Here is a 25,752-nt window from a genome sequence, read left to right as displayed (position 1 = left end):
TCAAATCGTCACTTACAATTGAATCACACAGTAAGTAATTGAACTATAGTCTTTTAATTACCGATAGCCGAAATCGATGGCAAAACTAATAAAAATTTGTTACAAATCACCTGATTAATTCACTTCTATTGGTATCCAATTTCAGGAAAATGAACAGCAAAGTAGTAAATCCCCATAAGGAAGAACCTCCGTAACTAAAGAATGGTAAGGGAATTCCAATAACAGGAGCCAACCCAATGGTCATTCCAATATTAATTGAAAAATGAAAGAAAAAAATGGAAGCTACACAATAACCATAAATCCGGCTAAAGACCGAATGTTGCTTCTCGGCAAGTATAACCAACCTTATCATTAAGAAAACAAAAAGCCCTACAACCAAGGCTGTTCCTGCAAACCCCCATTCTTCACCAACAGTACAGAAAATAAAATCCGTACTTTGTTCCGGAACAAAGTCAAATTTGGTCTGTGTCCCGTCCAGGTACCCCTTGCCTAAAAAACCTCCGGATCCTATAGCAATTTTAGATTGGTTTACATTATATCCAGCTCCCAAAGGATCATCCTTAAAACCAAGCAACACATTGATCCTGTTACGTTGGTATTCAGATAATATCTCCTCAACAAAATAATCGGTTGATATAGTAAAAGCAATAGCCCCCCACATAAAAACTATGGCTGGCAAAATTGCCTTTAGCCTTTTATTAAGTCCACTTATAGCCAGGTATATAGAAATAAATATGGCTCCAACAAGGGTAAAAAGGTCCAAACGAATGTCTTTGCCCAACACCTTAAATGCAATATAGGAAACCGAAAAACCTATAATGCCAAAAAACAATGCGTAGCCAATAAATTTGTATTGTATCTTAAAAGCAAGAAACACAAAACAACTGGCAATGATAATTGCCAGGATAATAACATTGGGATATACCAAAGTTAAAACCGATACTACAGCTCCAATCAAGGCAAAAACCAATACATTCCCTGATAAACCCTCACGGTAAAAAGGCAATACCATAATAAAAAACACCAAAGCCGAACCAGTATCATTTTGCAACAGAATACAGATTACCGGCAACATCCATATCAATCCAACCCGCATAAGGTTAGAAGTTTTTTTAAATGAAAAATCGTACCGGCTCATGATCCGTGCAAGGGTTAAGGCTGTTGCTACTTTTGCAAGTTCAACCGGCTGAAAACGAACCGGTCCAATCTCAAACCATGATTTGGCACCATTGATCTCTTTACCTAAAAAAATAACTGAAAACAACAGGAACACAGACAGTCCATACAAAAAGTAAGAAAATGCCACATAAAATTTGCTGTCGGTCATAAAAATCACCCATATAATCACACCCGACAAAGCAATCCACAACAACTGCTTTGCATATTCCCTTCCCACATCAAACAATACAGGATTTTCAGGGTTATAATTTGCGGCATAAATATTAAACCAACCGAATGCCACCAAGGTTACATAAACAATTACTACAACCCAATCTACCGATTTTAATAAGCTATTATTCTGAGGCATGAATCAAATCTCCTTCCAACATTCTTTTCTCCAACCACTTTCTGGTAGGATGAATTTCGTTTTTTAAATATTTTTCAACCATTAAACTAGCTATTGGTGCTGCATATCTGGAACCATACCCACCATTTTCCACGTAAACTGCAATAGCTATTTTAGGATCCTCTTTGGGAGCAAAGGCCACAAAAACTGAATGGTCTTCACCATGTGGGTTTTCAGCAGTCCCGGTTTTTCCACAAATCCTTATATCCGGTATTCGTGCAATCCCGGCTGTATTGCCGTCCGAACCCCAAACTGCCAGTTCCATCCCTTCAATAATAGGACGAAAGTGTGTTGAATCCACATTGGTTTCCCTTATCGTCTTATACTTTGACGGAATCGTATCATTTTCAATCCCTTTTATGATATGGGGCGTATAAAACCTCCCTTTATTGGCAATGGTAGCTCCCAGGTTTGCAATTTGCATGGGTGTAGCCAAAAGCTCTCCCTGACCAATAGCCAACGAAACCACTGTTAACGAAGACCAGCTTTTATTGTATATTTTATCGTATGTTTTATGGTTAGGAACAAAACCTCGCTTCTCATTGGCAAAATCTACTCCCAACTTATAACCAAAACCAAACCGAACCAGATAATTCTTCCACAACTCAAAACCATCCTGAACCGAAGAATTCTTAGATTGATCGATGATATTCCTGAACACATGGCAATAATAAGCATTACAAGAATTTGATATGGAGTGTCTCAGATCAAGCGGACTATAATGGCTATGGCAGCCCAAGTGAAAACTTCCAACGGAGTATCCCATATAGCATTCATACTTAGATTCTGGTGTAATAACACCTTCCTGCAGGCCAATCAGTGCATTCAGCGGCTTGAAAGTAGAACCCGGGGGATACAAGGCCATAATTGGGCGGTTAAACAAGGGCATCAAAGTATCCTGATTAAGTGTGGCAAAATTTGCGGCCCGCTTTTTCCCAACAAACAACGAAGGGTCATATGTAGGTGCCGAAATCATTGTTAATATTTCACCAGTTGCCGGCTCAATAGCAACAATAGACCCAATTTTATTGGCCATGAGTTCCTCACCATATTTTTGAAGTTCTATATCAATGCTGAGCGATATATCTTTTCCTGCCTCTGCCGGAATATCAAAATGCCCATCCCTAAAAGCACCCTTTTCTCTACCATGAACATCTACCAAAACATATTCATATCCTTTTTTTCCCCTTAGAAATTTCTCATAAGTCGATTCAATTCCATTAATACCATGATAATCACCGGTGATGTAATAATCATCCTCATTTATTGTACTTTGTCCTACTTCACCTATATACCCCAGTATATGCCCTGCATTAGGATACTCGTATTTTCTCAGGGTTCTGCGTTGCACGAAAAAACCATCAAACTTATAAAGCTTCTCCTGCAAATAACCATACTGCTCGGCCGATAACTGTTTATAAAACACAGAAGGTTTTATTGATGATATTTTACGTCGCTTTAATTTAGACCGCATCTCCCTGAAAAGCTCTTTCAGTTCATCTTTCGAAATGTTCAACCCCCGGCAGAAACTGAGCGTATCCATCTTTTTTAATTCCCGGGGCACAACCATTAAATCGTAATTGGCCTGGTTAGAAACAATTAGTTTTCCATTCCTATCAAAAACAAGCCCACGAGCAGGGTAGTTTATAATTTCCCGTCGGGTATTACTTTCAGCAGAATACTTATATGAGGGGTCGTATACCTGTAATATAAACAGTTTGATTAAAAACGCAATCCCAACAGAAATAAAAATCAGGGCAACAACTATGGTTCTTCTGTTCATGTTTTCCACGCTACTTTTATTTAAATCCTTTTGCGTTTCTGATAATTAAAAAGCAATGTTACTCCCATAATCACAAGTGTAAAAACTGTACTAAACACAGTTCGTGCTAGTATTTCAATGATATGGGTAAATGAAAATGCTTCAATAATAAAATAGAGGAAGTGATGAATCAGCACCAATATAACGGCATACTTAAAAAACCATGGGAAACCATAAAAAGAGGGCGTTGGCAAAGTACCTGGTTCATATCCATCCCTGGGGGCAATCCTTAATAAGATATAGGGGCGAATATACGCCAACAGTAAGGTTGCTGCCATATGCATTCCCGGGGTATTTGAAAACATATCAATGCTCAAACCCAAAACTCCTGCCAAGACCAACAGAAACCATCCTGGTGTTTCAAATGGCAATGTTAAAACAAACAGTACATATAAGTATGGATTAATAAACCCTGAGAATTCAATTTTATTGAGAATAAGCACCTGCAATAAAACAAAAAAGAAAAAATTAAATATATATCGTGGTATTAATCTTATCATTTTATGGTCTCCTCCTCTAATTTCAATTGTTGATCCTGAAAAATATTCTCCACTATTTCCACAAAATTCAATTTGGAAAAATCAACACTAAGTTTAACCTTGATCTTAAAAAAGCTCTCCCCAACAGGGTGTTCCACATTTTCCACCGTACCTATTAAAATCCCTTCCGGAAATGTAGAAGAATACCCGCTCGTAACAACCTGATCGCCTAGTTGAACATTGGCGTGTTCAGGGATTTCATCGAGAATAACATGGTGTATGGATTTATTATCCCAGCTTACCGACCCGAAAAAATCCGTATCCTTCAGTTTGGCAGAAACTTTTAGGCGGGGATTTAAAACCGATAAAGCAGTACTAAAGTTTTCGGTACACTTAATAACAATACCAATAACTCCCCGATTAGAAATTATCCCCATATCAGGCTTAACTCCATCTTTAAAACCTTTACTTAGGGTAATATAATTAAAGTGTTTGCGAATTGTATTGTTTATTACCCTGCAAGTACGGTATTTATATTGTGTTGTGGTATTGGTATCTCCTATCAACGTAAAATAATCTTTTGATTGCAAAAAAGATGTGGGAAGCTGACTACGCAAAAATGCATTTTCACTGGCAAGTTCTTTATTGATTTTCTTTAAAACAAAATACTCTTCAATATTACTTACACTTTCATACAATCCTCCGCTAAACCTTGATGACGAACTTAAATAAATGGCCCTTTGGTTTTGGTTGAAGGTTATTATCAATATAAAAGCAATCAATTCAAAAAATACAAACAAAAAACCTACATGATTCTTGATTATAAAATGTAAGAAATTCCTCATTAATGTGTTATGTTATTAACTTACTTACTTTGCCACTTTTTGCTTAAATACATGGCATCAAAAAAGGATTTTTAATCCACGACGCGTAAAGTTAGTCTTTTAGCAGTATTATTTGCTTACAAACGATTATAAACTCATAAAAAAAGGGAAACTTTTTTGTTTCCCCTTTTAATTTATAATGATACATAGTCGAATTCAATTCCTATGCATCAACTTCAGAAATCTCTTTTTGGTTAAAACTGCAATCCTATACATAACCGGGACTATCACCAAGGTTAAAAAGGTAGCAAAGGTTAACCCAAATATTACAGTCCACGACATTGGTGACCACATGGCAGCCATATCTCCGCCAAAACTAATATTTGGCTTAAAACTCTGTAACAAACCAACAAAGTCAATATCAATACCAACTGCCATAGGGAAAAGCCCTAAAATTGTAGTGATTGCCGTAAGCAATACGGGCCGCAACCTGGTTTTACCAGCCGTTACAATGCACTCTGTAGCCACTTCTACCGGAAGGAAAGTACCTTCTTCCAATCCCAGTTCCGTTCGCCTTTGACTCTTTAACAATTCAATATAATCGATAAGTACAATAGCATTATTAACCACCACACCGGCAAGAGAAACAATTCCAATACCTGTCATAATAACTACAAAATCCATTTTAAAAGTTGCCAAACCACCAAATACGCCAATGGTACTAAACAACACGCTGGCTATGATAATAAATGGTTTTACAATAGAGTTAAACTGAGATACCAGGATGATTAATATCAGAACTATGGCAAGCCCCAGAGCAAAAGATAAAAACTCCATTGACTCAGCTTGCTCCTCCTGCTCACCGGTAAACTCATATTTATAACCCGATGGCATATCAAAATCTTCAAGCAAAGCCTTTATCTCCCCATTAACTTTATTAGCATTATAGCCTTCCAAAACATTTGAATACAAGGTCACTACCCGGTCTAAATCAATCCTTTTTACAGCATCATAAGTTGTTTCGTATTTAAAGGAAGCAACCGAAGACACAGGCACCTCCATAAGATGTCCCATATTGTTTCGGAAAATAACTTTCTGGTTCATGAGCGAAGATACGCTATTCCTATAATGCCGGGCCAACCTCAACTGAATCGGGTATTTGTCTTCACCAATTTTATAATCTGAGATCTCTGAGCCAAACAAAGCTGTCCTTAATACACTCGCCACCTGGGCTGTTGACATACCAAAACGCCGAACACGTTCCCTGTCAATGCTCACAATCATCTCAGGTTTATTCACATTCAAATCTACCTTCAACCCTTCAATACCTTCAATCCGCTCATTGTCTATCAAAAACTGAATAGTATCTGACAACTGAATCAGCTGGTCGAAATCATATCCTGAAATTTCAATATTGATAGGTTTTCCTGTTGGCGGGCCGCCATGATCGCGATCAATGGTAAATATGGCACCCGGATAATTATAAGTCAGCTTGTCATTAAACAGTTTTAATATCTCAGCCGTATTAATACCATCCCGATCCTCATAATCCACAAAAGAAACTGTAACCAGGCATTTATTATCCCGAGTAGAAAAATCCAGGTCATCTTCCAACCTTGCTCCATCACCAATATTGGTCAATACCGATTTCACAATATGTTTATACGGTTTTACCAACTCTATTATGTCATCTTCAAGCTTTTGTGCAAACTTATCTGTTGCAGTAATATGAGTTCCGGCAGGCAACTCAACAAATACATTTATAAAATTTGGATCTCCCGACGGGAAAAACACCACAAAGGGAGATCGTGCAAAGTAAAAGGCAATAGTTAAAAACAACATTAAAAATGTACCCACCAACAAATTCCTGGGTCTTTTTCCTTTGAGTGCACCTGTCAAAAAATTTACATATACCTTTTCCAGATAATCCAGGAAACTGGTTTTAAACCAAAGTCCAATCTTTGCAAAAAACAACAAGTTCATTAAAGAAACAAAGGCAGCAATAAAAAGCAAGCTCCCCAAAACATTTACACCTAGCAAATAGAACAAAGTTCCAAGTACAACAAGGATGGCGATAATCCGATACACTAAGGCACTCTCCGGCAATTTATCCTCATCTGAATGCTTGATAAACATGGAGGAAAACACCGGTATTATAACAAGCGCAACAAACAAAGAAGAGGAAAGCACAATAATCAGTGTAATTGGAAGATACCTCATAAATTCTCCCATTATTGAATCCCAGAATACCAGGGGAAAAAAAGCTGCCAAAGTTGTTAGTGTTGAAGCTATAATAGCAATAGCAATCTCGCCTACCGCCAACCTTGCTGCTTCCAACGGCTTATACCCCTTATCCACAAAACGATATATATTTTCGACAACTACAATGGCATTATCAACAAGCATCCCAAGAGCCAGAATTAAGCCAAACAATACCATCATATTAATGGTATAGCCAATCATTTGTAACACTACAAATGATAAAAACATGGAGAGGGGAATAGCTAAACCAACAAAAAGGGCATTGCGGGTGCCTAAAAAGAAAAACAAGACCACAACCACAAACAATACGCTCATGATCATACTGTTTTCAAGGCTGCTCAACTGCGCCTTCACCATATCTGACTGGTCACCCGTTGTTGTAATCTTAAGCGACTCCGGAAACAAATGTTCTGCCTTTACTTCTTCAAGAATATCTTCAATCTGAGCAGTGGCATTCAATAAATTTTCGCCACTTTTTTTAACAACCTGAATAGAGATTACCGACTCCTTGTTTAACCGTGTTATGGTTGAAGGTTCTTCATAGCCATCAACAACCTCAGCCACATCCCTTAAGTATACAATTTTGCCTTCCTCACTCTTGACTATAATGTTTTCCATTTCCTTAACAGTAGTAAACTCACCCAAGGCACGGATAGACCTGCGGGTATCCCCAAGTTTAATTTCACCACTGGAAATGCTCATGTTTTCAAATTCAACAGCACTCTCAATATCTCCAAAGCTAATTTTATGGGCAGCCATTTTAAGCGGATCGGCATTAATCTGGATTTCCTTTTCATTAATCCCCTGAATCTCAACCTTTGATATCTCCGGCAGGGCCTCTATCCTGTCTTCCAGTATCTCACCATACTTTTTCAATTCATCGATACTATAATCGCCCGAAAGATTTATATTGATAATGGGAAATTCAGAAGCATCAATATCCTGAACTACAGGGTCAGCAGGCAAATCATCCGGCAAATCATCCATTGCATCATCAACCGCATCCTTACAATCCTGCAAAGCCACCTTGGTTTCCACATCAGTATTAAAAACAACCAATATATACGAAAAGCCCTGCGATGAAGTGGATTTTATATCCTTAATCCCATTAATGGATTCCAACTCCTTTTCAATAGGCCGGGTAACTAAGTTCTCAATATCCAAAGGGGCATTTCCAGGATATGGAGTCATCACCATAATCCATGGGAACTGCACTTCTGGAAAAAGTTCTTTAGGCAATGTATTATAAGATACCAAACCAAATACTGCAAGTGAAAGTGTTAACAATAAAACGGTTGTTTTATTTTTTAACGCTAGCGTTGTCAACTTGAATTCCCTTACAACTTTATCTTTAATATGATTTTTGCTTTCTTGCATTTGTAAAAAAGTTAAGGTGCATTTAACAAATTACCTCACACTTACCTGAGTGCCGTTTGAAACCGTATTATATCCCTCTGTAATAATTTCATCCCCCTGACTAAGCCCTTTTATAACCAAGGTTTCATCCTTGTACGACCTGCCAGGCTCAACATAAACCTTCTGAGCTACCTTATCCCTGACTACAAAAAGGAACTTTCCGGTAATATCATTTTTAATAACCGCCGAAGGCACAACAATTGCATTACTTACACTAAAGTCATTAATTTTTAGTGTTGCCATCATATTGGGCTTCAACTTTTCATCAATATTCTTTAACAACAACTGAACATTAAATGTCCGGTTATCAGGATGAACAATATTTCCGGTCCTGAATATCGGACACTTTACTATTAAATCGGGATATGTTGGGAAAGAAACTTCTACAGTATCACCCTTTGCAATACTAGGGATATACGCTTCGGAAACATCCGCATTAATTTTCATTGTTCTTAGGTTCACAAACTGAAGAATGATGGCACCCGGGGATGACAACTCACCTTCTTTTGCAATAACATTATCCACAATCCCATCAAAAGGGGCGCGAATATGATACATTTCAAGATTGGCCTTTTGGGAATTTAGCGCACTCTCCAATGCTTCTTTATTTGTTCTTGCCTGCAAATACTCTACTTCCGAACCAATTTTCTGATCCCACAGTCTTTTTTGCTTTTCAAACACATCTGTTGCCAACCTTAAGTTTGTTTCAATTTCTTTTATGGCATTTGAAATTGCATTTGAATTAATGCTAACCAACAGTTGGCCCTTTTGTACTCTTTGTCCCTCTTTAACATAAATAGTTTTTATCTGACCTGGAACTTCGGGGCTAATATCTGCACTTTGTACCGATTCCATAATACCATTTGCTTCTATATAATGAAAAAAAGACTTCTTCTCCAATTTTAAAGTAACTACCGGAATTTTATGTTTGGCTTCTTCTTTAGTATTCTTCCTTATTTTTTCTTCCAGCTTTAAATTTTCCTTCTTAAGTTCCTTTATTTTTTCTTTGTTTTCGGCAAGTTTTGCTTTCATTTCATCATTGGCTGAAGAAGAACAGGCAGCCAATATAGAAAGAAACATTAGGCCCATGATTAATTTTTTCATTGTTACAGGTTTAATATTAGTATGTTTAATTGCATCTATCAAAGCTGTGAAGAAGCTTTTTTGTATATAACAAACTGGTTAAAATAGTTTGCTGCTGCATTGTTGTAATTCAAAATTGCTTCAATCAAACTATTTTCATTCTGGGCTAATTCAAGGCTATTCATTAATCCATTTTTAAACTTAATTGTAGATTTATCATAAATCCTGTTAGATATTTCTTTTGACTGCCTGGCATTTTCAAATTGTTTACGGGCATTTGAAAGATTACAGCTGGCAGCAAAAAGTTCTCTTTTTAGATTTTCTTCCACTTGCCTTTTTTCAATATTGAGTTTGTTAAGCTCCAGCTTTTTTTGATTTAACTGCGAGGTTCTCATTCCACTTGAAAATATTGGAACAGAAAGTGACAAACCTAACATTGAACCCTCTGTTTTTGTTAACGATGACCAGCTTTGACCAAAATAGGCGTAATCATAGGTTAAAAAAGCATTTAACTTAGGCATGGCCTGGGCTTTCTGATTTTTTATTTCCAAACCTTTGGCATCCATTTGTGTCAAAATCATTCTATAATCAATATGGGTCTGTATTTGATTGCTGGCATCCGGATCCTCAGGAATTGAAACCAATAAATCCAACAGACTGTCTGAAAGCTTCAGGGGTTTGTCAATATCGTACCCCATCACAAATTTTAAAACCGACTTGGCAATCTTATATTGGTTTTCAGAATCATCATACAAGCGTTGAGATTCATTAACAATCAGCCTTACCTGATCAACATCAATATCCTCCCTGAACCCATTTTCGTAATAAGCCTTTACATGTTCCAACATTCTTTTGTTGGTTTTGAGGCTTTCAGAAAAATCTTCAATATTTTGCCTGGCAATTAATGTCAAAAAATAAGCTTCTGCAACTGCCTGTTTTAATTCAATATCTGTTTTTTCCTTAGCATCTTCCGAAAGTCGCACATACACTTTACTTGCCTGCAATCCTACAAAGTATGACCCGTCAAATAAAAGCTGATCCACTCTACCTCCAACCGAGTTATTATACTTTGTTCCAAATTTTCCTGAAAACCTTTGGGTTTCGCCGGTATTCAAATCTTTGAATTCGATTAAATTTTCCTGCAGCATCAAATTATTGGTAATGGTTCCACTACCCGTAATCTGCGGAAGCCCGATGGCAAGGGTTTCATTCACTTTTTTTCTGGCTATATCAATATCATGTTGAGCATTGACACTCTGATAGCCAAACTCAGTTGCATAGTCCATAGCCTGGCTCAACGACAATTCCAATGTATCGGATTGCGCCATACTTCCCAGGCTAAAAACACAACCAAAAATGCTAATAAACCATATAGCTTTTGTAATCATTTATATTGATTTAAGGGTTTAATATATTCTCACTCTTAACTACTACAGCCCATCCCTTCACTATTTCAAACAAAATCCGTTTACGGATTCCTAACCACTATGAAAATCCTGCTATTATATTCATTTTGACAAAACTACAAATGAAAACGAAGTATGAAAACAATTTCGTCTTTAAAAATTTATGAAGTTTGTTAAATATCAGAGTATATTATTTCTTTGTTCTTCAAATAATTAGTTTTTATAATCGTTATCACATTAGCAATTGAAATAAAATTCTCAATTTCCATATAACATTACTCCTATAACAGTAATCAAAAAGCAATATCAGGTAAATATTTATAAAGACAAACAACAATATTATATAAAGCACAATAAACAATGACAAATAATAATTATCAAGGTTGCGTAAATAGAACACTTCATATAAAAAGACTTGCCTTTATGGCTCTTTTGCTGTTTTTTTTCTTTAATTGCATTGATGCTCAAAAACGGAACAAAAGAACATCCAAAAGAGAAATCAGAAAAAGACAAGAAGAAGCCAATAAAAAAAGCAACTACAACAAATTCAACGAACTCATCCCCATGGGCAGTTCTGTCTCCATTGCACGCAACGATTATCTATGGAGTTACGAAACAGCCAACACGGTACCTGTACGCGGGGGCGATGTTAATTTGATACAGCCTTCACGCTTCTGCTTCAGAAAAGGCAATGAGTTTGGAACCTCCATTGCTTCTGCAGCTATAGTCCCGATGATATATTACAAGAAAAGATGGCATGACAAATATATATATATTGCCACAAGACATCAACTCTACTCATTTTTACCCGGGTTAAACAAAATGCACAACAAGGGACATTACCAATTCATCCCTGAAAACTCTTCAGTACCTGAAGTAATTGCACTTAAAAACGAACTTATCGTTAGCAAACCATTTTTAAAAGATTTAAAATGTGGAAGCGTAAAACAACCATATATAATACTGACCGCTGCAATTGGATACGACTATGGTTTTTCAATTTCAGATACAGACGTATCGATGATTGACTACAAATTTATGCGCTCCCGCAGTGGAGTTGTCCTGGGGGGCAGCGGATTTTTCTCGGCAAGGTTGCAGGGTGACCTGTACTTAACTCAAGACCTGTTTTTAACCTTAGCTGTAAGAGGCCTGTTTCCCAATAGTGAATTTGGGAAATCCTTTGAACAAAACTCTTTAATAAAATATAAAATATCACCAAAATTTTCGGTTAGCGCAGGGTATTGGATGAATTTTGGAAAAGGAGACGGAACATTTATCGTTCCTGTTTTAGATATTAGTTATCACTTTGGAAACCGCGAAATCAGGGAAAAAGGTTTGTTTGGAAAGGGCAGGATGTAAACTGCCCTTTCAGATTATTTTAAACTAAAAAATTAAAGTGTAAATAAGAGCACAGCTGAAATCACAACAATAAATTGCAAAATCAAAAACCGAAGAGGGATGTCAATCTGCTTTAGATTCTCTAAAAAAGTAAGCACCAGAACTTTCATAAAATAGATTTTTTTTGGATTTAGCTTCTTTGCTTAGACTTTAAAAAAATAATAAGGTTGTTATATATAACGAGATAAAAATCAAAATATTTCATTTTAGTAGGATAAAATTTATCTGCGGATGCAAAAAAGGAATCTGAACTCTTTTTTTATTTCGCCATAATCACTTTATTTGTATCAATATTTTTATAAAAAAGTGAAATACAATAATCACATATCATCTTTCCTTTTGGGCAATTCAATTGCCATTTACAATCATTTTTTTGGTTATACAGGTATGATGTGTCACATGATGGCATTGTAGTGTCGTGGCGCATTGTATCAGGATAATTTAAATCATCACCATATAATGCGCCAGGCATTGTAAAGTGTGTATTGTATGATTTAGATTATTAACTTAAATATTTTATACCATGTCAGAATTAAAGTTTGAAACCCTCCAGTTACACGCTGGCCACAATGTTGATTCGGATACAAATTCGAGAGCCGTGCCTATTTACCAAACATCCTCGTATTTATTTAACGATGCCGAACACGCAGCAAACCTGTTTGGTTTAAAAGAGTTTGGAAACATATACACGCGAATTCAAAACCCTACTACTGATGTTTTTGAAAAAAGAATTGCTGCCTTAGAAGGAGGAGTAGCTGCTGTTGCGGTTTCTTCAGGCCAGGCAGCACAATTTATAGCCCTGAACAACATCCTTCAGGCGGGCGACAACTTTGTTTCCACTTCCTATTTATATGGGGGAACTTACATCCAGTTTAAGGTTCAGTTTAAAAGACTCGGAATTAATGTAAAATTTGTAGAAGGCGATAATCCTGAAGATTTTGAAGCAAAGATTGATAAAAACACAAAAGCGATCTATCTGGAAACCATTGGAAACCCAAAATTCAACATCCCTGATTTTGAAAAGATTGCTGCCATTGCAAAACGTTATGATATTCCATTAATTGTAGATAATACTTTTGGTGCCGGAGGATATCTTTTCCGTCCCCTGGAGCATGGAGCTAATATCGTGGTGGAATCTGCCACAAAATGGATTGGCGGGCATGGTACTTCCATCGGTGGAGTCATTGTTGACGGAGGAAATTTTAATTGGAACAACGGAAAATTCCCTTCCATAACAGAACCAAGCGAAGGATACCATGGATTAAAATTCTGGGATGCATTCGGTGCTGATAGCCCCTTTGGGAATATAGCATTCGCCATTCGTTGCAGAGTTGAAGGATTAAGGGATTTTGGCCCGGCCTTAAGCCCGTTTAATTCTTTTTTACTCCTCCAAGGCCTGGAAACCCTTTCGTTAAGGGTAGACCGGACAACAGAAAACGCATTAAAAGTTGCAAAATGGCTTGAAAACAACGAGGAGGTTGAATACGTTAACTATCCGGGATTAGAAAGTTCTTCCTATCACCAACTGGCAAAAAAATATCTGAAAAGAGGTTTTGGTGGGGTTTTAACATTCAAGATTAAAGGAGGAAATGAACGTGCAGACCAATTTATTGAAAACCTTGATTTAATAAGTCACCTGGCAAATATTGGAGATGCAAAAACATTAATCATCCACCCAAGTACCACAACCCATGAGCAGCTAAGCCTGGAAGAACAAAAAGCTTCTGGTGTTGAACCCGGCTTACTGAGACTGTCTGTAGGAATTGAACATATAGACGACATTATTTCTGATCTTAAAAAAGGTTTTGGCAAATCTTAATAAAACTCATATTTATTCCTGCTTTAAGTATCTACTTTTGAGCAGGAATAAATTCCTGACAAATTAAACTACAAAATGAAAAAGAAATTAAAAATTGGACTAGTTGGCTTTGGTGTTGTTGGACAAGGATTATATGACGTGCTTCAAAAGAGCCCGGCTCTGGATGCAGAAATATTAAGTATTTGTGTAAAAAACAAAAAACAAAGAAGCCTTCCCGATGGCTTGTTTTGTTATTCTGCCGATGATATTTTAAACAACCCTGAAATAAACCTGGTTGTAGAATTGATCTCAGAATCGGAACAAGCATATCATATTGTTACCAAAGCCCTAAAAGCTGGAAAAAATGTTGTTTCTGCAAATAAAAAAATGATTGCAGAAAACCTGAATGAGTTAGTCCAATTACAAAAAGAAAATAACGTTTCATTGCTTTATGAAGCCTCTGCCTGCGGTAGCATACCGGTAATCCGAAATCTGGAAGAATACTACGACAACGACCTTTTGCTTTCTGTTACCGGAATTCTCAATGGCTCATCAAACTATATCCTATCTAAAATATTTGACCACAACAAAGACTATTCTACTGCCTTAAAAGAGGCTCAGGATTTAGGTTTTGCAGAAGCCGACCCAAGTTTTGATGTGGATGGATTTGACTCCTTGTTTAAGCTAGTGATTCTTACTGCACACAGCTTTGGAACCCTTGTTAATCCAAATGATGTATTGAACTATGGAATCTCAAACATTTCCGATTTCGATATTCGGTATGCGAAAGAAAAAGGGTACAAAATAAAACTTGTTGGACAGGTTGAAAAGCTAGAAGAAAACAAAATTTCATTATTTGTATTGCCCCGTCTTGTACAACGCGACAAATACATATATAACGTTGAAGATGAATTCAATGGAGTTGTAATCAAAGGATTGGCTTACGATAAACAATTTATGTTTGGAAAAGGAGCAGGAGGACACCCCACGGGCTCAGCTGTGCTATCAGATATTACTGCCATTGCACACGATTACAGATATGAATACAAAAAAATGAATTTTTACAATTCATTCAAATACGAAAAGGATGTAACTATTGAGATTTATCTTCGATACAAAAAGATGGAAGATTTAGAAAAATTTAAATTTGAATCCATATCAGAAGAATACATCGGCCCTGAATACAATTATAAAATTGGCATGATCAAAATCAAGGATTTAATGTCATTAAAAGAGCATCTCAGGTCAATGGATATTTTTATTGCTGTTACACGAAAAACACTTAACTATTAATAAAAAACAATAATTCTTTTTAAGCTGATTGGCGTAATTTTTGAAGTATATATCAGATAAAATTCATTAGCATTTCATGTTAATATCTAAATTCCGATTTTAGGATTTTTACTTGTATCTTTGTTGTGTAAACAGATCAATATTAAAAAATGAGATTTACATTAATAAAAACGGCCAGGCACAGAACATTTCATCATAATCCAATATACTATGATGAAGCGAAGGAAGAGCGTGATGACAGAAACAGAAGAATCAGGGATGAACTTGGGCTTGAGCAAGAGGAGGACAACAGAAGTAACGAGGATCGAATCAGAGGTAAAATGCGTAGAAAAATTCAAACTCACTTTGATGTTGCCCGAAAAGAAAAACGCAAGTCAAATTTGAGGTTAATTGTTATCCTCATAGGACTAATGATTGCATTTTATTACTTATTTAATACAAGTAAGGAATGGATTATGCACTACATGTAAACCTCAATCCATTTAAAAATATTTAAATCAAAACATTACAAAAAACATCTGCTACACAGGTGTTTTTTGTTTTATTCAGGAATTTAATTTTCGTTTATTTATATGTCAGATATAATACAGCTATTACCCGATTCAGTCGCCAATCAAATTGCAGCAGGAGAAGTTATTCAACGACCAGCATCCATGATCAAAGAGCTTGTTGAAAATGCGATAGATGCAGGTAGTACCGACATAAAAGTAATTGTAAAAGATGCAGGAAGAACCCTTGTCCAGGTAATTGACAATGGATGCGGAATGTCAGCTTCCGATGCACGTATGGCTTTTGAACGCCATGCAACATCAAAGATCAGTAACGTAAATGACCTTTTTGCCATCAGGACCATGGGATTTAGAGGAGAAGCCCTGGCATCCATCGCTGCTGTTGCACAGGTAGAGCTCAAAACCAAAAAAAATGGTGACGAACTGGGGACACATATTGAAATTGCAGGTTCTAAAGTCGAAAAACAGGAAGTAGTAAACTGTGCATCTGGCAGTAACTTTATGATAAAAAACCTTTTTTATAATGTTCCTGCACGCCGTAAATTCTTAAAAAAAGATTCCACAGAACTAAGACATATCATCAACGAGTTTCAGCGGATTGCACTCGCTAATTCAGATATTACTTTCAGCCTGGACCACAACAACATGCCACTATTCCAGTTGCCGGCATCAAATCTCCGTCAACGGATCATCAACATGCTGGGTAAATCAATGAACCAACAATTGGTTCCGGTAGAAACAGAAACAACCTTGGTGAAAATTCATGGTTTTATAGGCAAACCTGAATCTGCCCGCAAATCATCAGGCGACCAATTCTTTTTTGTAAATCAAAGATATATGCGCCATCCATACCTGCACAAGGCAGTTACAGAAGCTTATTCAAATTTAATACAAGCCAATACAGTTCCTGCTTACTTCTTATTTTTTGAAGTAGACCCGAAGATTATTGATATTAATATTCATCCAACGAAAACCGAGATTAAGTTTGAAGATGAAAGAGCCATATGGCATATCACAAATGCCTGTGTAAGAGAAAGCCTTGGCAAACACAATATGGTACCTACTATCGATTTTGATACTGCTAATAAAGTTGACATCCCCGTTAACACTACAAATACCGACAACGACGAACCTACGATAGAAGTAAATCCATTCTTCAATCCTTTTGAAACCCAAATACCGGATACCTCTGGTTTTACAGGAGGAGGAAGTTCTAATTCCTATAATTCAGGGTCAGCATCAGGAGGTTCCTATTCACCAAAATCAACGCCAAAAAACTGGGAACAACTATACAATGATTTTGAATCAGAAAAAGGCACAATGCCATTTGATGACATACAGCCTGATACTGATAATACTTATGAAGAAACAACAACAGAACAAGAACCGGTTCAACAAACCTTTATGTCAAAAGGCATGAGTGAGGAATCATCCTCCGGCGCATCTTGTTTTCAGTTTAAAAACCGTTATATCATGACTTCTGGAAAATCCGGTTTAATGATGGTTGATCAAAAAAGGGCTCATGAACGCATTTTATTTGAACGGTTAATGCTTTCGATTTCTACACAACAAAGCATGACTCAGCAAAGCCTTTTTCCTGAACAAATAGAGTTTAATGCCGAAGATACCATTATTGTTGAAGAACTTCTTGTTGACCTTCAAATGTTTGGTCTGGATTTAAACAAATTGGGAGATAATTCATTTGAAGTGAGAGGCATGCCTGTTAACATGGAAAAAATGAATCCAAAAATGTTGATTGATGAAATTATTGAAGCATACAAAAGCGGAGAGGTAAACCTTGAATCAGATTTAAAAGAACGGATAGCCAAATCAATGGCTCAACAATCGTCGATAAAACACGGACAGTTTCTCACATCAGAAGAAATGGATGAACTTATCGGGCAACTATTTACCTGCCAGGTTCCTAATTATTCGCCAGATGGAAAACCTGTGATCTCAATATTATCGAACGATGAAATAGAAACGCGCTTTAAATGACAAAATGGCGTAAACAAAAATGGTGTGATACTTGTATAAGAGTAATGCATTAACATTAAGAATTATAACAAATTAATATGTTTCAAAGACAATCAATATTCAGTAATATTCCTCCAATAATAAAAAACATTTTAATAATAAATGCCCTTGCCTTTATTGCAATGCTTTTATTCTCAAAAGGTTTTTCCATTCCCGGAATTGGTTTTACAAGAATTGACCTGAACTCTATTTTTGGTCTGTATACACCTGGCAGCAACCAATTCCATTTCTTTCAATATATTACCTATATGTTTATGCATGGAGGTTTTGAGCATATCTTTTTTAATATGCTTGCCCTTTTTATGTTAGGTTCTGCCATTGAAAGAACATGGGGATCGCAAAAATTCCTGTTCTATTACCTGGCAACAGGAATAGGTGCCGGTTTAATATACGTTTTAGTAGCCTTTATCAGGGCAAGGTTTATAGCAGCTTCGCTTCCGCCAGAAATAGTTTCTGAAATATATGAAAAGGGATTTTCTATATTATCAGAATATAAAAACTATGTTGACACTACAGCAGCCAGTCTAAACCGAATTGTAAATGTACCAATGGTAGGGGCTTCTGGTGCAGTGTTTGGGATTTTATTGGCTTTTGGAATGTTGTTTCCTAATGAGTATATCTATATACAACTGATCTTTCCGGTTAAAGCAAAATATTTTGTAATGATATATGGTGCATTAGAAACTTTTTTAATGCTTCAGAACAACCGTGGTGATAACGTAGCCCATCTTGCTCACTTAGGCGGAATGCTAGTTGGATTTATTATCATTCGTTTTTGGCAGAGAAAGCAATTTTAAATAAATTTATCTTTACTGCTAATACCTAATATTATTTATGCTATGTCAATAATTGATGAAATTAAGCAATCATTCAGACAAGGAGGCGTTGTTACCCGGTTAATTTACATTAATCTGGGCGTTTTTGTTGTAATCAGAATACTACATGCTCTTTTTGCTTTAACACTAAGCGATATTAATATACCCATACTCTACTGGTTATCCGTTCCTGCCAGCCTGGAAAATCTTATATTCCAACCATGGAGTATTATCACTTATATGTTTTTACATTTCGATTTTATCCATATCCTATTTAATATGCTGACCTTGTTTTGGTTTGGAAAAATATTTCTTCAGTTTTTTAACCCAAGGCAATTATTGGGAACCTATTTTATGGGAGGTATTTCCGGTGCACTGCTATATATTATTTCATATAATATTTTTCCGGGGTTACAGGATTTTGTTCCCAGTGCTATCATGCTGGGAGCTTCAGCTTCTGTAATGGCTATTATTTTTGCATCTGCAAAGTATGCGCCAAACTTTAAGGTGCATTTATTGTTTATAGGTCCTGTAAAATTGATGCACCTTGCCTTAGTAATATTAATTATGGATATTATTGGAGTGGGAAGTATGCAAAATACAGGAGGCCACCTGGCCCATATAGGGGGTGCTTTGTTTGGTTTATTTTACACTGCCCAACTTACAAAGGGAAAAGACGTTACCATGAAATTTAACCGTTTTATGGATCGGGCTGTTTCGTTTTTTTCTCCAAAGCCTAAAATGAAGGTAACATACAACAAGAGCAAAAGACCAATGAACGATATGGAATACAATGCCCAAAAAAGAAAAAAACAAAGCGACATTGACCGCATATTAGATAAAATTAAGGCAAGTGGGTACGAAAGTTTGACAAAACAGGAAAAAGAGGATTTGTTTAATGCCAGTAATAACTAATAAAAAAATCAGTTTTGAATAAAGTAACCCGCTCACTGGTATTTCTGCTTAATTTGTTTTTTGCATCAGTTTTATTGTTGGCATCAATAGGAGGATACATCAGCCCTGCGCACATAAGCTTTATTTCTTTCCTTGGGTTTGTTTTTCCGTTTTTCTGGGTAGCCAACGTACTATTTGTTATATATTGGGTATTCAAAAAAAGAAAACGTGTTCTTATATCTCTTACCCTGATCATAATTACCTGGTCGCAATGGAATGGCGTATTCCAACTAAACGGGAGAAACATTGAAAACATCAAACAACCTGAAACCGGCATATCCGTAATGTCATATAATGTTAGGATGTTCGATAAATATGTATGGACTAAAGATAAAAATACACCTCAAAAAATATATCAGTTTATTAAAGAACAAAACCCTGATGTTTTATGTCTGCAAGAATTTTACATCAACAACAAAAAAGATCAGTATTCTGAAAACAACATACTTTCAAAATTTAAGCAGTATAAATATAAGCACCTGGAATATAACATTGTTACCAAATCAGGTAAAAAATATGGTTTGGCAACCTTTTCTAAATACCCTATAACAAACAAAAAAGCTTTTAACTTTAAAAACACATCTAACTTCAGTACCCAAACTGACATTATTGTAGGTGGCAAAAATATCAGGATTTTTAACAATCACCTGGAATCCATTCGATTAAAAAAAGAGAACTATAACTTCATTGATAGTTTGGAATTTAAAAACGATGAAGAACGCAGAAAAGGAATTTCTGAGATATTTACTAAATTAAATACAGCGTTTTCAAACCGTTCGTATCAGGCAGAGACTATTGGACGCCATGTAAACAATTCTCCATACCCCGCTATTATCTGCGGTGATTTTAACGACACTCCGGTATCTTATGTATACCGAAAAGTAAAAGGGAATTTAAAAGATTCATTTATCGAATCCGGCTCAGGTTTTGGCGGAACTTACAATGGCAATTTACCCCCCTTTAGGATAGATTTTATATTCCACGATAAATCATTTGAATCTTATAACCACAAAAGAATCAAGGTAAACTATAGCGATCATTACCCAATAAAAACCTATCTGAAATTCCCAGGCTCTAATTAATATTATCAATTTATTAACAGCCATTGGCAAATAACCTTTTGTTAGTATTAAGTCTGTAATTTTTCTATTTTTGTGTATCATTAAAAAAGTTTGAACAATAGCTTATGCATCAATATCTTGATTTGTGCCAACGCGTGTTGGATGAAGGAGTTTTAAAAGAAGACAGAACCGGAACAGGAACAACCAGTGTATTTGGTCATCAAATGCGTTTTAACTTATCTGAAGGCTTTCCTTTGGTTACTACAAAAAAGCTACATCTAAAATCAATCATACACGAACTTATCTGGTTTTTAAAAGGGAGCACAAACGTAAAATACCTTCAGGAAAACGGCGTTAGAATATGGAATGAATGGGCAAAAGAAGATGGGGAACTGGGACCTATCTATGGATACCAATGGCGTTCATGGCCTGCAGCTAATGGTGAATATATTGACCAGATTAAACAAGTTATTGAGTCCATCAAAACAAATCCTGATTCAAGACGACATATTGTAAGTGCCTGGAACGTAGGACAGCTGGATGACATGCAGCTACCGCCATGCCACATCCTGTTTCAGTTTTATGTTGCCAACGGGAAACTTTCCTGTCAATTGTATCAGCGAAGTGCAGATCTCTTTTTGGGAGTACCATTCAACATTGCTTCATACGCTCTGCTAACAATGATGGTTGCACAGGTAACAGGTTTAGAATTAGGCGATTTTGTACATACCTTGGGCGATGTTCACATTTATAACAACCACATTGATCAGGTAAAACTTCAGCTCACCCGGACTCCTTTACCATTATCAAAAATGACCCTTAATCCTGACATTAAAAACATTGACGACTTTAAATACGAGGACTTTACGTTATCTGATTACAAAGCGCACCCCCATATTAAAGGAGCTATTTCTGTATAAACCCTTTATTCAAAAGGCGTCACAATTAAACTATTTATATGACAGAATTTTCAATTATAGTGGCCATAGCAAAACTAAATGCTATTGGCCAAAACAATGATTTATTAACTTACATTTCTAACGATTTAAAAAGGTTTAAAGCCTTAACAAGCGGCCATACTATCATCATGGGCAGAAAAACTTTTGATTCATTACCTAATGGAGCTCTGCCCAAAAGAAGGAATATTGTTATCAGTCGTAACCAGGATTTGAAACTTGAAGGTGCCGAAGTCGTTAATTCTCCGGAGGCAGCTGTTGAGCTCTGTAAAAACGATGGCGAAGTTTTTATCATTGGCGGAGCAACTATTTATGAAGCGTTTTTACCTTTAGCAACCAGACTCTATACTACACAAATAGATTGTTTCTTTAATGAAGCAGATACATTTTTTCCCGAAATTAATATGGATGAATGGGAAGAGGTATATAAAGAAGAAGTTACCGATGACAACCAAAATGATTTTAACTATACTTTTATAGACTTAAAAAGAAAAAACAAAGTCTAATCATTAAGCTTTGTTCCACAAAATTTACAATGCTCAGCATCCTTATCATGTCCCTCTTTCAGGCACGAAGGGCAAACCTGGGTTGTTGTAAGTTTTGATACCCTTGTCAATTCAGAAGTAACAATCCCAGTTGGAACGGCAATAATTGAATAACCCATAATCATAACTAAACCAGCCAGAAATTGTCCTAATGCGGTAACCGGAGCAATGTCTCCATATCCTACAGTAGTTAACGTAACCACAGCCCAATATATACTAATGGGAATACTTGTAAATCCACTATCACTGCCCGACTCTATAATATACATCAAGGTACCAAGGATTATAACAAGGATGAGAACTGTAAATAAGAACACCCCAATTTTATTCCTGCTGGCTACAAGTGCCTTCCATAGGTTAGAAGCTTCGTTAATATACCTTGTCAGCTTTAATACCCTGAAAACCCTCAACAACCTTAAAGATCTCAGAACAACAAGCATATGGGTACCAACTAAAAACAATCCCAGGAAAGAAGGAATTATAGCCAGCAAATCAATGATACCAAAAAAACTAATGGCATACCTGAGCGGTTGCCGAACCACCCATAGCCTGACAATATATTCTAATAAAAAGGCATAGGTAACACCCCATTCCAGTACACTTAAAACATTATAGAATTGCTTTGGGCGTCCTGGCAAACTTTCTAACATTACAATAGTAACGCTAAAAAGAATCAGTATAATTAATACAATATCAAATATCTTCCCCGCTTTGGTATCGGCTTCAAAAATGATATCATAAAGCTTTTGTCGCATATCTATATCCATGTTAAAAAAGTATCGCTAAAAATATTCCTAGTTAATAAAAGCCATCGTATATTTACCAAAAATAGAAACAAATATGAGTATTGATACGATAAAAGATAATTTCCTTGAAGTTCAACAGGTATTAAGTAAGTTCATTTCAAATGATGAAAACTTTATTAACCTAAAAAAAGCAGGTGACATTATGGTTTCATCATTAAAAAAAGAAGGTAAGATATTATCATGTGGCAATGGAGGATCAATGAGTGACGCTATGCATTTTGCAGAAGAATTAACCGGAAGATTCAGGGATGAAAGGAAAGGTTTACCTGCTATTGCCATTTCTGATCCAAGCCATATTACCTGTGTTGGAAACGATTACGGATTCGATTATATCTTTTCAAGGTATGTTGAGGCTGTAGGAAAATCAGGCGATGTTCTTTTGGCTATCAGTACAAGTGGAAATTCAGCAAACATTGTAAATGCTGTAGAATCAGCTAAGGATAAAGGAATCAAGGTTATCGCATTAACAGGGAAAAGCGGAGGAAAACTAAAAGACATGAGTGATGTTGAACTACGCATCCCCCATAATGGATATTCAGACAGGATACAGGAAATTCATATCCAGATTATTCATTCTTTGATCCATTATATTGAGTTAGAATATTTTAAACAATAACGAATTTGTATTAGACTGTATGATTTATCAGTTTAAACATATTATTTTTTTATGTATAGCGCTTTTTCTAAGCGGATGCTTTAAAGAAGATTTAAACAAAATCTCGGATAAATACATCTGGGAACCAGATATTTCAGCTCCTGTATTTAAGGAAACATACTATGCTTCGGATACCAGATTAGCAGGCAACATTGAATCCACCTATGCTGATCCATCAATTAGTTATATTCCAATTGCAAAAAAAATTGATTTAAATTTTACAGAAATTTTTGAAAAACCAGAGTACATACAGGAATTATGGTTTAACCTTAGTGTAGATAACTACTTTCCATCTGAAATACATATTTATATCGATTTCTATAGTAATCCTAACACTTTTATCAAACAACTGGAAACAGATGCCCCAATTATTATACCTGCTGCGCAAACCCACAATAATGGAGAAGTATCCAGCTTTCAAAAATTCTCTCAGCTAATACCAATTAATCATGAAGATGAGGAAATTATAAATAATACAGATTTTATAAGTGTTGAAATCCGGCTTGAAAACAGAGAAATATCTGACGAAATACTTTCTCAATTAAACAATTACTTTTGTAATTGCTACATTGGAATTAAAGCTAAACTAAAAGTTCCTTTAAACGAATAAAGCTTTTTCTCATGCGTATTGTTACAATTTGTATAATTCTATCCATAGCTTTAATAAAAACGAAGGCTCAGCAAAACAATACGCTATTTTTAATGCACGATTTACCTCAGTCAAACATTGTCAATCCATCCATCCCGATAAAATGCAAGCTTCATATTGCAATGCCCTTCTTAGGTTCAACTCACATAAATACGTACTCCACTGGATTTTCGTTTAGCGATGTGGTTGAAACATACAATGGAGATTCTCTTAGGTTTAATCCAGACAAGGCCATTCATAAATTCAACAACATTGAGGTCGTGGCAACAGAGGCGCACATTTCAATATTATCGATAGGAATTATGCACAAGCAAAACTACTTTACGTTTTCAATAAACGAAAAGGTAAACACGTACCATTCCCTATCAAAAAATGCATTGATATTTGCCAACGAAGGCAACAGTCAATTTGTTGGCAAATATTCTTCCATGGATGGAACAAGGATAAACGCTATCCATTATAGAGAATATGCTTTAGGCTGGGCAAGAAAGATCAATGATTATTTAAATATTGGCATAAGGGCAAAATTATTGTTTGGAAAAGGAAATATATATACTAAACCCATTTTAGCCAGGTTAAACACCGATCCATATACATACAACCTCAATTTGGAAGGTGTTGGTGACCTATACAGTTCCTTTCCAATAGACATTATAACAAACTCAGAAGGAGATATTGAGGAAGTAGATATGCAAGACAATATTAATTGGACAAAATATGCCCTAAATACACAAAATAAAGGTGTTGGCTTAGATCTTGGAATGACATATCAAATAGATGAAAAAACTACCTTCTCTGCCAGTCTTTTGGATATCGGGTTTATCAAGTGGAATTCAAATACAAATCATTTTCATTCGGGCGGAAGATTAGATGTTTCAGCAGATACTTTTAATGAGGGCTTGGACGATTCTGAAGAAATGGCAGATACACTTTCTGCCATATTCAATCCTGTTATAAATCAGGAAGCATATAGTACTCCATTAGTTCCGGCACTTTACACCGGAATTAGCAGAGATTTAAATTCCCGGACAAACATTGGGGCTGTTTTCCATACGGAGATGTACCAAAACAGATGGCACCCTTCATTAACATTTTCTTCCAATTCAACCTTTGGTAATATTTTGGCTATTAGTGCATCTTATACAATACAAAATAAGCAACTGAATAACATTGGTATGGGACTCGGTGCCAAACTGGGATTTATTTACTTACATGCCATTAGCGATAATGTGCCGGCATTTTTTGATTTAGGAAAAGCCCGCAATATCAATCTTCGCTTCGGCATAAGCTATTTATTCAAATGTAACGAAAAGAGCACAGAAAGAGGTGCACTACCATGTTTTGGGGAACCTTATAGGGCAGTAAAAACCAATACGCGAAAACCATATAAGAAAAAATAAAAAAGGCTGGGCATCCC

The 25,752-nt window shown here is 36.0% G+C and carries 21 protein-coding genes; 13 read left to right on the top strand and 8 right to left on the bottom strand.

Annotation, left to right across the window (positions count from 1 at the left end; all coding sequences use genetic code 11):
• Positions 1-106 precede the first annotated feature (106 nt).
• From rodA to OM074_RS12550, 7 genes are all read right to left on the bottom strand, one after another.
• The gene (rodA, locus tag OM074_RS12580; protein ID WP_301199926.1) at positions 107-1,528 is read right to left on the bottom strand and encodes a rod shape-determining protein RodA; all 1,422 of its coding nucleotides are present in this window, start codon (positions 1,526-1,528) and stop codon (positions 107-109) included.
• Entirely contained in the window at positions 1,515-3,350 is a 1,836-nt protein-coding gene (mrdA, locus tag OM074_RS12575) for a penicillin-binding protein 2 (protein WP_301199924.1), read from the bottom strand. Before mrdA ends, rodA begins: the two co-directional genes overlap by 14 nt.
• Before the next feature lie 20 nt (positions 3,351-3,370).
• Entirely contained in the window at positions 3,371-3,889 is a 519-nt protein-coding gene (gene mreD / locus OM074_RS12570) for a rod shape-determining protein MreD (protein ID WP_301199922.1), read from the bottom strand.
• Entirely contained in the window at positions 3,886-4,713 is an 828-nt protein-coding gene (gene mreC, locus OM074_RS12565; protein WP_301199920.1) for a rod shape-determining protein MreC, read from the bottom strand. Before mreC ends, mreD begins: the two co-directional genes overlap by 4 nt.
• 195 nt (positions 4,714-4,908) lie before the next feature.
• Positions 4,909-8,331, bottom strand: coding sequence for an efflux RND transporter permease subunit (locus OM074_RS12560; RefSeq protein WP_301199918.1), 3,423 nt, complete (start codon positions 8,329-8,331; stop codon positions 4,909-4,911).
• A gap of 30 nt (positions 8,332-8,361) precedes the next feature.
• The gene (locus OM074_RS12555; RefSeq protein WP_301199916.1) at positions 8,362-9,474 is read right to left on the bottom strand and encodes an efflux RND transporter periplasmic adaptor subunit; all 1,113 of its coding nucleotides are present in this window, start codon (positions 9,472-9,474) and stop codon (positions 8,362-8,364) included.
• Between the two features lie 38 nt (positions 9,475-9,512).
• Positions 9,513-10,841 (bottom strand): TolC family protein, encoded by a 1,329-nt coding sequence (locus tag OM074_RS12550; RefSeq protein WP_301199914.1) that lies wholly within the window; start codon positions 10,839-10,841, stop codon positions 9,513-9,515.
• Positions 10,842-11,219: 378 nt separating this feature from the next.
• Here OM074_RS12550 and OM074_RS12545 point away from each other — a divergent pair, with 378 nt between their 5' ends.
• The 10 genes from OM074_RS12545 (at position 11,220) to OM074_RS12500 (ending at position 22,186) form a co-directional block, all read left to right on the top strand.
• On the top strand, positions 11,220-12,218 hold the full coding sequence (locus OM074_RS12545) for a hypothetical protein (protein WP_301199912.1): 999 nt from the start codon (positions 11,220-11,222) through the stop codon (positions 12,216-12,218).
• Between the two features lie 562 nt (positions 12,219-12,780).
• Positions 12,781-14,076: an O-acetylhomoserine aminocarboxypropyltransferase/cysteine synthase family protein gene (locus tag OM074_RS12540; RefSeq protein ID WP_301199910.1), complete on the top strand. Its 1,296-nt coding sequence runs from the start codon at positions 12,781-12,783 to the stop codon at positions 14,074-14,076.
• Positions 14,077-14,151: 75 nt separating this feature from the next.
• The gene (locus OM074_RS12535; RefSeq protein ID WP_301199908.1) at positions 14,152-15,348 is read left to right on the top strand and encodes a homoserine dehydrogenase; all 1,197 of its coding nucleotides are present in this window, start codon (positions 14,152-14,154) and stop codon (positions 15,346-15,348) included.
• A 149-nt stretch (positions 15,349-15,497) separates the two neighbouring features.
• A complete protein-coding gene (locus tag OM074_RS12530; RefSeq protein WP_301199906.1) occupies positions 15,498-15,818 on the top strand; it encodes a hypothetical protein in 321 nt (106 codons plus the stop codon).
• 102 nt (positions 15,819-15,920) lie between these two features.
• Entirely contained in the window at positions 15,921-17,855 is a 1,935-nt protein-coding gene (gene mutL / locus OM074_RS12525; protein ID WP_301199904.1) for a DNA mismatch repair endonuclease MutL, read from the top strand.
• Positions 17,856-17,932: 77 nt separating this feature from the next.
• Complete coding sequence (locus OM074_RS12520) at positions 17,933-18,691, top strand: rhomboid family intramembrane serine protease (protein WP_301199902.1); 759 nt, start codon at positions 17,933-17,935, stop codon at positions 18,689-18,691.
• A 42-nt stretch (positions 18,692-18,733) separates the two neighbouring features.
• Positions 18,734-19,624: a rhomboid family protein gene (locus tag OM074_RS12515; protein ID WP_301199901.1), complete on the top strand. Its 891-nt coding sequence runs from the start codon at positions 18,734-18,736 to the stop codon at positions 19,622-19,624.
• Positions 19,625-19,638: 14 nt separating this feature from the next.
• Positions 19,639-20,745: an endonuclease/exonuclease/phosphatase family protein gene (locus OM074_RS12510; protein ID WP_301199899.1), complete on the top strand. Its 1,107-nt coding sequence runs from the start codon at positions 19,639-19,641 to the stop codon at positions 20,743-20,745.
• A gap of 104 nt (positions 20,746-20,849) precedes the next feature.
• Entirely contained in the window at positions 20,850-21,644 is a 795-nt protein-coding gene (locus OM074_RS12505; RefSeq protein WP_301199897.1) for a thymidylate synthase, read from the top strand.
• Between the two features lie 38 nt (positions 21,645-21,682).
• Positions 21,683-22,186, top strand: coding sequence for a dihydrofolate reductase (locus OM074_RS12500; protein WP_301199895.1), 504 nt, complete (start codon positions 21,683-21,685; stop codon positions 22,184-22,186).
• Here the strand turns inward: OM074_RS12500 and OM074_RS12495 are convergent.
• A complete protein-coding gene (locus OM074_RS12495) occupies positions 22,183-22,980 on the bottom strand; it encodes an ion transporter (protein ID WP_301199894.1) in 798 nt (265 codons plus the stop codon). The genes OM074_RS12500 and OM074_RS12495 overlap by 4 nt on opposite strands.
• Positions 22,981-23,065: 85 nt before the next feature.
• On the opposite strand from OM074_RS12495, the gene lpcA reads away from it, so the two are divergent.
• From lpcA to OM074_RS12480, 3 genes are read left to right on the top strand one after another with little or no spacing between them, the layout of a single operon-like run.
• Entirely contained in the window at positions 23,066-23,647 is a 582-nt protein-coding gene (gene lpcA, locus OM074_RS12490) for a D-sedoheptulose 7-phosphate isomerase (protein WP_301199892.1), read from the top strand.
• A gap of 19 nt (positions 23,648-23,666) precedes the next feature.
• Entirely contained in the window at positions 23,667-24,296 is a 630-nt protein-coding gene (locus OM074_RS12485) for a hypothetical protein (RefSeq protein ID WP_301199890.1), read from the top strand.
• 11 nt (positions 24,297-24,307) lie between these two features.
• Entirely contained in the window at positions 24,308-25,735 is a 1,428-nt protein-coding gene (locus tag OM074_RS12480) for a DUF5723 family protein (RefSeq protein WP_301199888.1), read from the top strand.
• Positions 25,736-25,752 lie beyond the last annotated feature (17 nt).

It is taken from the genome of Plebeiibacterium marinum, from assembly GCF_026013615.1.
GTDB classification, from domain to species: domain Bacteria; phylum Bacteroidota; class Bacteroidia; order Bacteroidales; family Marinilabiliaceae; genus Saccharicrinis; species Saccharicrinis marinus_A.
Note: the sequence above shows the minus strand (reverse complement) of the source record. Positions and strands in the feature narration are given on the sequence as shown.

What these genes read in the sequence shown, in the direction of transcription:
- OM074_RS12520 (WP_301199902.1), top strand. Translation starts at nt 17,933, where the DNA reads ATGTTTCAAAGACAATCAATATTCAGTAATATTCCTCCAATAATAAAA.
- OM074_RS12535 (WP_301199908.1), top strand. Translation starts at nt 14,152, where the DNA reads ATGAAAAAGAAATTAAAAATTGGACTAGTTGGCTTTGGTGTTGTTGGA.
- OM074_RS12500 (WP_301199895.1), top strand. Translation starts at nt 21,683, where the DNA reads ATGACAGAATTTTCAATTATAGTGGCCATAGCAAAACTAAATGCTATT.
- mreD (WP_301199922.1), bottom strand. Translation starts at nt 3,889, where the DNA reads ATGATAAGATTAATACCACGATATATATTTAATTTTTTCTTTTTTGTT.
- rodA (WP_301199926.1), bottom strand. Translation starts at nt 1,528, where the DNA reads ATGCCTCAGAATAATAGCTTATTAAAATCGGTAGATTGGGTTGTAGTA.
- OM074_RS12495 (WP_301199894.1), bottom strand. Translation starts at nt 22,980, where the DNA reads ATGCGACAAAAGCTTTATGATATCATTTTTGAAGCCGATACCAAAGCG.
- OM074_RS12530 (WP_301199906.1), top strand. Translation starts at nt 15,498, where the DNA reads ATGAGATTTACATTAATAAAAACGGCCAGGCACAGAACATTTCATCAT.
- OM074_RS12480 (WP_301199888.1), top strand. Translation starts at nt 24,308, where the DNA reads ATGCGTATTGTTACAATTTGTATAATTCTATCCATAGCTTTAATAAAA.
- mrdA (WP_301199924.1), bottom strand. Translation starts at nt 3,350, where the DNA reads ATGAACAGAAGAACCATAGTTGTTGCCCTGATTTTTATTTCTGTTGGG.
- OM074_RS12505 (WP_301199897.1), top strand. Translation starts at nt 20,850, where the DNA reads ATGCATCAATATCTTGATTTGTGCCAACGCGTGTTGGATGAAGGAGTT.
- OM074_RS12545 (WP_301199912.1), top strand. Translation starts at nt 11,220, where the DNA reads ATGACAAATAATAATTATCAAGGTTGCGTAAATAGAACACTTCATATA.
- OM074_RS12555 (WP_301199916.1), bottom strand. Translation starts at nt 9,474, where the DNA reads ATGAAAAAATTAATCATGGGCCTAATGTTTCTTTCTATATTGGCTGCC.
- OM074_RS12550 (WP_301199914.1), bottom strand. Translation starts at nt 10,841, where the DNA reads ATGATTACAAAAGCTATATGGTTTATTAGCATTTTTGGTTGTGTTTTT.
- mreC (WP_301199920.1), bottom strand. Translation starts at nt 4,713, where the DNA reads ATGAGGAATTTCTTACATTTTATAATCAAGAATCATGTAGGTTTTTTG.
- OM074_RS12515 (WP_301199901.1), top strand. Translation starts at nt 18,734, where the DNA reads ATGTCAATAATTGATGAAATTAAGCAATCATTCAGACAAGGAGGCGTT.
- lpcA (WP_301199892.1), top strand. Translation starts at nt 23,066, where the DNA reads ATGAGTATTGATACGATAAAAGATAATTTCCTTGAAGTTCAACAGGTA.
- OM074_RS12540 (WP_301199910.1), top strand. Translation starts at nt 12,781, where the DNA reads ATGTCAGAATTAAAGTTTGAAACCCTCCAGTTACACGCTGGCCACAAT.
- mutL (WP_301199904.1), top strand. Translation starts at nt 15,921, where the DNA reads ATGTCAGATATAATACAGCTATTACCCGATTCAGTCGCCAATCAAATT.
- OM074_RS12560 (WP_301199918.1), bottom strand. Translation starts at nt 8,331, where the DNA reads ATGCAAGAAAGCAAAAATCATATTAAAGATAAAGTTGTAAGGGAATTC.
- OM074_RS12485 (WP_301199890.1), top strand. Translation starts at nt 23,667, where the DNA reads ATGATTTATCAGTTTAAACATATTATTTTTTTATGTATAGCGCTTTTT.